The organism is Cupriavidus sp. 01L46, assembly GCF_056399905.1.
This window is the reverse complement of sequence record NZ_JBFTSF010000332.1, coordinates 1-6193: the sequence shown is the minus strand read 5'-3', so window position 1 is coordinate 6193 and position 6193 is coordinate 1. Positions and strand designations below refer to the sequence as shown.

Here is a 6193-nt window from a genome sequence, read left to right as displayed (position 1 = left end):
GTCGCCACCGGCAACGGCCGCGCTGCGGGCCAGCAAGACCAGCACGCACGCTGTCGCCAGCAGCCATAGCAACCGTCCCGGCGTCAGCCGCCAGCGCGCGCACAGCAGCAGTGCAATCGGCAGCAGCAGGTAGAAGTGTTCTTCGACCGCCAGGCTCCAGGTCTGCGCGATGGTGCTGCCCAGATAGTTCTGCAGATGCGTCGCGTTCTGCAGCAAGAAGGTGCTGCGCGCATGATGGCCGGCCAGCGCGTGGACCAAAATCAGCAAGTAGTAAGCCGGCCAGATCTTGAAGATCCGGCGAATGAAGAAGCGCCACGTGTCGACAGTGCCGGTCTGCGCGTACTGCCGCAGCAGCAACCCGCCCACCAGGAATCCGCTGAGCGTGAAGAACAGCGTGACGGCTTCCCGCCCAAAGTTCTTCAGTGGATATTCAAGCAGCCAGATCAGGCGGCTGCCGGTGTCGACGGTATGGAAGTGAATGCCCATGACGGCGATGATGGCCAGGCCCCTGACGAAATCCAGTTCGACGAAGCGGCTGTGGGCGCGCGTGTGCGCGTCTGCGGTGCGATGCATGCAAAGGCCCCTCCTGCCGGTGCGCTTGCGCACGGCGTGCTGTCGACCCAGGGTGATATGGATTCGTGGCCATGGCATTGCCATGGCTGCGCGTGCAGCGGCACCCTGAACGGGTACGGCTTGTATCGGAAGCGAGCGTCAGGCGGCCGCGCGGCGCAGGGTCTGCTTGAATTCGCTCAAGGTATGCCGGGCCAGCAGGTGGGCCCTGGCGGATGCGGCCGGCGGGGCGGTTGCGGCCACGGGCCAGGAGAGCTGGTCCAGCGCGCGCTGGATAGCGGGGCCGGACAGGTCTTGCAGCACTGGCCCGAGTTCCTGCCCCTGGCAGAACCAGCCAATCAGGCCGTCGGTGGTGGCGATCACGGGCTTGCCAAAGCGGTAGGCCTGCACCAGTACGCCGCTCATGCCGTAGTGGCCTTTGTAGCCGAGCCAGACGGCGTCGCRGGCGGAGAACAGGTCGGCTTCTTCTTCGTTGGTGATGAAGCGGTCGAAGATCACGGGCGGCGGCGACAGCGTGGACGCGGCCGCCTGCAGGAACGCGCGCATCTGCGGGTCTTGCTGCCCGGCCACCACCAGCGTGGGCGCGCGTGGGTGGCCGGCCAGCGCGGTGACCAGCTCGCAAATGCCCTTGCGTTCCGTGACCGCGCCGTACACCAGCAGGCAGGTGCCGGCGCCATGCCTCGGGCCTCCCGGGCCTTGGCCCAGCCCCAGCCGCAGCCTGGCGGCGGCGGGATCGGCCGGGAGCGCGTCGGGGCAGGGATCGGCCAGGTAAGCGAGGGCGGTGCKGCCATTGCCGCGCGGATACCACTGCGGCAAGGTCGGGTCGATCGACAGCAGCGTCTTCATGCCGCCGGACTCGACGGCGCGCCGGAACAGCCAGCTCTTGACCGCGTTCACCAGCGGCTGGTGCGGCGACTTCACGCCCACCTTGCTGTGATGGAAGTTGGCGCGCATCGTAATGCCGACCCATGGCACCTTGGCGAATGGCGAGCCAAGCAGCGGGAGCACGTAGAGGAAGTAGTCGGCATAGGGCACCACCACCAGCGAGATGTCGCGCAGGCCGGCGGCAACCTGGAAGGCATGGTGGAAAGTGCGCCAGAAGCGCACGTAGCTGAGCTTGCCGAGCCCGCTGCCCACCGTGGGCGGTGGCTGCGTAAAGACGATACTGGCGACGAAGCCGGCAACGATGCCGGCGGCAGGATCCTGCGCGGCCAGCATGCGCTGGGCGAGCGGATGCGCCTGGTTGCCGGGGTCGGTGACCACCAGGCAGTGGTAGCCGGCCTCCGTGTAGGCCTGCACCGCCCATTCGACATAGCGCCAGCGGTGGCCGGTGAAATCGTGCTCGATGATCAGTGCGGTCGGCTCGGACATCGCGGCTCCAGGCACGGTGGGGCGAGCCCGGTGTGCGGCGGGTTGCGGATGTTGCCACACTAGCACCGCCGTCTTTGCGCCGGCCGCCAATTTGCGGGCCGGCTTGGCGGATAAAGGCGGGCGGAGGCTGGCCCTGGCCGGCAAGGCGCGGCAAGGGTCAGCGAGGCCCGATCGCGCACGCCTGCTCCGGCGCTGAGCGTATGTGACGGATTAACGCTAGGCGATGGCGATTCCTGTTGCCGCGCCTACGGTAAGTTGTGCTTCATGGCTGGCGCGCACCTGTGCCTGGCATTGGTGTTCAACCCATGGTGGGGCAATATGGCCAGATCCCTGAGGAATGCCTTCTTCCTGCCGCTGACCGGCTTGCATGCCAGTTCGGCCGCGTGGGTGCTGGGGCAGCAGGTGCTGGTGCGGGGGCTGGTGGCCATCAAGTTCCTCATGGTCGGGCGCATCCTCGGCCCGTCGGCGGTCGGGATCGCCGCCGTGGCGCTGCTGGCCGTGGCGATTGCCGAGGCGCTCAGCGATACCGGCCTGCCCCAGGCGGTGGTGCAGGACAAGCAAACGCCCACCCCCGACCAGCTCAGTGCGCTCTGGACCGCGCTGACGTGCCGGGGCGCGGGGGTGGCATTGCTGCTGGTCGCGCTGGCGCCGCTGCTGGAGGCGCAGTTCCACCTCGCGGGTTCCTTGCTGTTGCTGCAGCTGGCCGCCGCCCTGCCGCTGATCCGCGGGCTGGCCTCGCCGGCCTATTTTGTGGTGACGCGCGACCGGGGCTTCCAGCATATTGCCGGGATCGAGGTGGCGGCCGCCGGTACCGACTGCGGCGTCAGCCTGGCATGCGCCTTCGCTGGCGCGGGCGCCATGTCCATCCTGATCGGGCTGCTCGCGGGCGAATCCGTCAAKACCGCGCTCACCTGGCTGAGCATGCGCCCCCGGCCGCCCCTGCGCCTCAAGTGGGCCGGCATCGGTCATTACATGGGTTTCAGCCGGTGGATCTGGGCGGGCAGCGTGGTCAACCTGCTGCTCAACCAGTTCGACAAGGTCATCGTTGGCAAGCTGCTCGGCCCGGCCCAGCTGGGCGCCTACCAGATGTCGTCCAAGTTCGCGCAGATGCTGCTCGCCGATGCCGGCATCGCGATCTCGCAGTACCTGTTTCCCACCTTTGCTGCCCGTTTCCGCAAGCAGGATGGCTCGGACGCGGTGCTGCTGCGCCGCTTCGTGCTGATCGGCGGCCTGGGGCTGGCGATCGTGGTGGTGGTGCTGCGGCTGGTGGCCGAGCCGCTGTTCCTGCTGGTGCTGGGGCCGGCCTGGCTCGGCGCGGTGCCGTTGTTCCGCATCTTCACCATCAACATGGCAATTGGCGGCCTGATTGCCGTGCTGGTTGCCTACCTGCGCGCCGTGGGCATCCCCAAGGCCGCCACGCATGCCTCGGTGCTCCAGGTGTGCGTGCTGTTGGCCACCGTGCCGCCGGCTACTCGCTATTGGGGGGCGCAAGGCATCGCCTGGTCGATGACGGCGGGCCTGGCGGTCGCGGCGGCATGGATGCTCTACCAGATCCTGAAAATGAGGAGGGTGTGATGCGGATTCTCCATCTTGTGCTGGCACCGCGCCTTTCAGGTGCGGAGATGCTGGCGAAAGACCTGGCCATCTACCAGCAGGCCCACGGCGACACGGTCTGCGTGTCGGCCCTGATGCCGCAGCAGGAGGACTTCGCGGCGCTGCGCGCGCAGCTCGATGCGGCTGGCGTGCTGTGCCTGTTTCCGGACCAGCCCCGGCGCTTGGCCGGCCGGCTCTGGCACCTGCGCGGCGTGCTGCGCGACTACCAGCCGGACATCATCTTCGCGCACGCTACCATCCCGGCCTTTTACGCGCGGGCCTTGCCGTCGCGGGTGCCAGTGGTCTACGTGATGCACTCCGCCGCCAACGATTTCGAGAGCACCATGTTCCGCTACGTCGAGCGGATGCTGTCCACGCGCGCCCGCGCGGTGATCGGGGTGTCGCAGGGGAATCTGCGCGACTACATCAACTCGGTGGGCACGCACCCGCTGATGGCGGTGATTCCCAATGGCGTGGACACCCGGCGCTTCTTTGTGCGGCCCGCTGGCCAGCGCGAGGCGGCGTCGCGCCTCGTCATCCAGGTGGGCCGCTATGCGGCGATCAAGAACCAGCTGCATACCGTGCTGGCGTTCCGCGAGGCGCTCAAGAGCGTGCCCAACGCGCGGCTGGAGATGGTCGGCGTGATCGAAGATCCCGATTACTACGTCAAGGTCTGCGCCCTGGTCGAAGAGCTGGGCCTGGCCGGCAGGGTGCGGGTCAACGGGCCGCAGACCAACATCCCGGAGCTGCTGGCGGGCGCATCCGTGTTTGCCATGCCGTCGGCGTCGGAGGCGCACAGCATTGCCTTTCTCGAGGCATTGGCGACAGGCATGCCGGTCGTGGCGAGCGGCATTCCCGCCTTCGCATTCGCCCGCGACTTCGCCGGCGTGCAGCTGCTGGACACCGGCGACGCCGCCGCCTATGGCGCGGCGCTGACCGCGGCGCTGGCGCAGCCACGGGTCGCGCGCTCGCTCGATGGCCTGACGCTCAAGGACACGGCCGACCAGTACAACGCGCTGGCGCGCAGGCTGATCAGCACGGCGTGATGGCTGCCCTTTGGGCGCCTGGCATCACGGGATAAGAACAGGAGGAGATATGGAACGCAAGCGTGTACTGGTGCTGAGCCCGCACTCGGACGACGCGGAGCTGGGCGTGGGCGCCTACCTGGCACGGGTCATCGATGCCGGCGGCGAAGTGATGGTGGCCCTGGCAACGGTAGGAAAGAGCCAGTCGCTCTGCCTTGGCCGCGAGGTCACCGAACAAGAACGGCTGGACGAATTCTCCGAATCGATGGCCGTGCTTGGCGTACAGACGACCGAGGTCCTCACCAGGGGGCTCGACGGCGTGCTCGACAGCTTCCCGCGTGCGCAGATGGTTGGCATGCTGGACGCGCTGCAGAATCGCTTCGAGCCGGACGAGGTGCTGATTCCGCTGTCGTCTTCGCACCAGGACCACCGCTATTGCTGGGAGGCCGGCGTTGCCGCGACGCGCCTGAACCCCGCCAAGCATGCCCCCCGCCTGGTGGCGGCCTATGAATATCCGGCCACGTGCTGGGGCGGTGGCGGCATTGTCAATCCCTTGGGCGGCTCGCTCTATATCGATGTGAGCGCCACGTGGTCGCGCAAGGTGGAGGCGTTGCGCAGGCACCGCTCGCAAATGCATGAGGGCGCCGGGCACCTGGTCAGCATCGAAGGCGTCACGGCACTGGCGCAGTGGCGAGGTGCGGAAGCCGGCTTCGCGCTGGCGGAAGTGCTGCACATCATGCGCGCGCGCTGGCAGGGATGAAGTTGGCCTGCCGCCCCAAATCTGCGCATGCACAGGGCCGCGCGCTACGGGCAGTGTTGCGCACCGCGGCGCCAACAGACTAGTCACGCACGCTCGCACTACTGTGCAAGTCACCGGGCTGCGCCGGGCCAGGTACCCGGCCGCCGTCGCTCCGCCTTTCAGTCCCCCAGGTCAAGCAAGCCGTCTGTGTTGTGACGGCGAAGCCCTGCTGCGCCCCGGGCAGACACAATTATTTCATTAATCGAGGCCGTGACAGAAAAAATCCGGGACGGCCATCGTGCGATATATCCGCACTGCTGATCTGGCGCATTAATTAATTTGTCATAATTTTTAATGTTTAGAAATGATTTTTATGTTATCTGGTGTGGATGCGGGTCCGCCGGGAATCGTGGAGTTAATGTCGGATTCCCGCTCTCATGCACCTTTTGCGACCCTTATGTTCGGTAACCAACGCACGGATTGGTGCAGGGTTTGCTGCGACGCATCATTCCTCATAGAGTAGGAGCTGGTTGCAGAACAGCACGCTGGGACAAGCGATTTGAGGTGAGGTCGCTACCCGGAAAGGCTGTATTTACAACGTCTTGCATGAAATTTTGGAGCGGGCGGACACCTTCCGCCAACATCTCGCTACTTTCCGACACGGACACATTTCTCGGATTCGGGATCGCTACGATGCATTGCAACACCAATAAATTCGCGCAAGAACGGATCAACAATTCTTTGGGGGAAAATCATGCCGTATGCCCAACTTGAGCCCGCAACGGTTAGTTGGCTTCATGCCTCGACTAACCGTTCAAAGTGCGCCGTGCGGCGCGTCGGCATTTTACTGTTCGATGGTTTTTCATTATTGGGCGCGGGTTTGGTGGCTGAACTA

At 66.0% G+C, this 6193-nt stretch carries 5 protein-coding genes; 3 read left to right on the top strand and 2 right to left on the bottom strand.

The features are described from left to right. Both AC1DS3_RS33345 and AC1DS3_RS33340 read right to left on the bottom strand, forming a co-directional pair. The coding region (locus AC1DS3_RS33345) for an acyltransferase family protein (RefSeq protein WP_477128838.1) at positions 1–573 on the bottom strand (573 nt) is incomplete at its 3' end. Positions 574–711: 138 nt separating this feature from the next. After that, a complete protein-coding gene (locus AC1DS3_RS33340; RefSeq protein ID WP_477128837.1) occupies positions 712–1941 on the bottom strand; it encodes a glycosyltransferase in 1230 nt (409 codons plus the stop codon). Positions 1942–2259: 318 nt separating this feature from the next. Here AC1DS3_RS33340 and AC1DS3_RS33335 point away from each other — a divergent pair, with 318 nt between their 5' ends. The 3 genes from AC1DS3_RS33335 to AC1DS3_RS33325 are packed head-to-tail and all read left to right on the top strand — an operon-like array spanning position 2260 to position 5319. Further along, positions 2260–3516: an oligosaccharide flippase family protein gene (locus AC1DS3_RS33335; RefSeq protein ID WP_477128836.1), complete on the top strand. Its 1257-nt coding sequence runs from the start codon at positions 2260–2262 to the stop codon at positions 3514–3516. Continuing rightward, positions 3516–4580: a glycosyltransferase family 4 protein gene (locus AC1DS3_RS33330; RefSeq protein WP_441634221.1), complete on the top strand. Its 1065-nt coding sequence runs from the start codon at positions 3516–3518 to the stop codon at positions 4578–4580. The genes AC1DS3_RS33335 and AC1DS3_RS33330 overlap by 1 nt, the downstream gene beginning before the upstream one ends. A 49-nt stretch (positions 4581–4629) precedes the next feature. Then, positions 4630–5319 carry a PIG-L deacetylase family protein gene (locus tag AC1DS3_RS33325; RefSeq protein WP_441634219.1) on the top strand — a complete coding sequence of 230 codons (690 nt, stop codon included), beginning with the start codon at positions 4630–4632 and terminating at the stop codon, positions 5317–5319. Positions 5320–6193 lie beyond the last annotated feature (874 nt).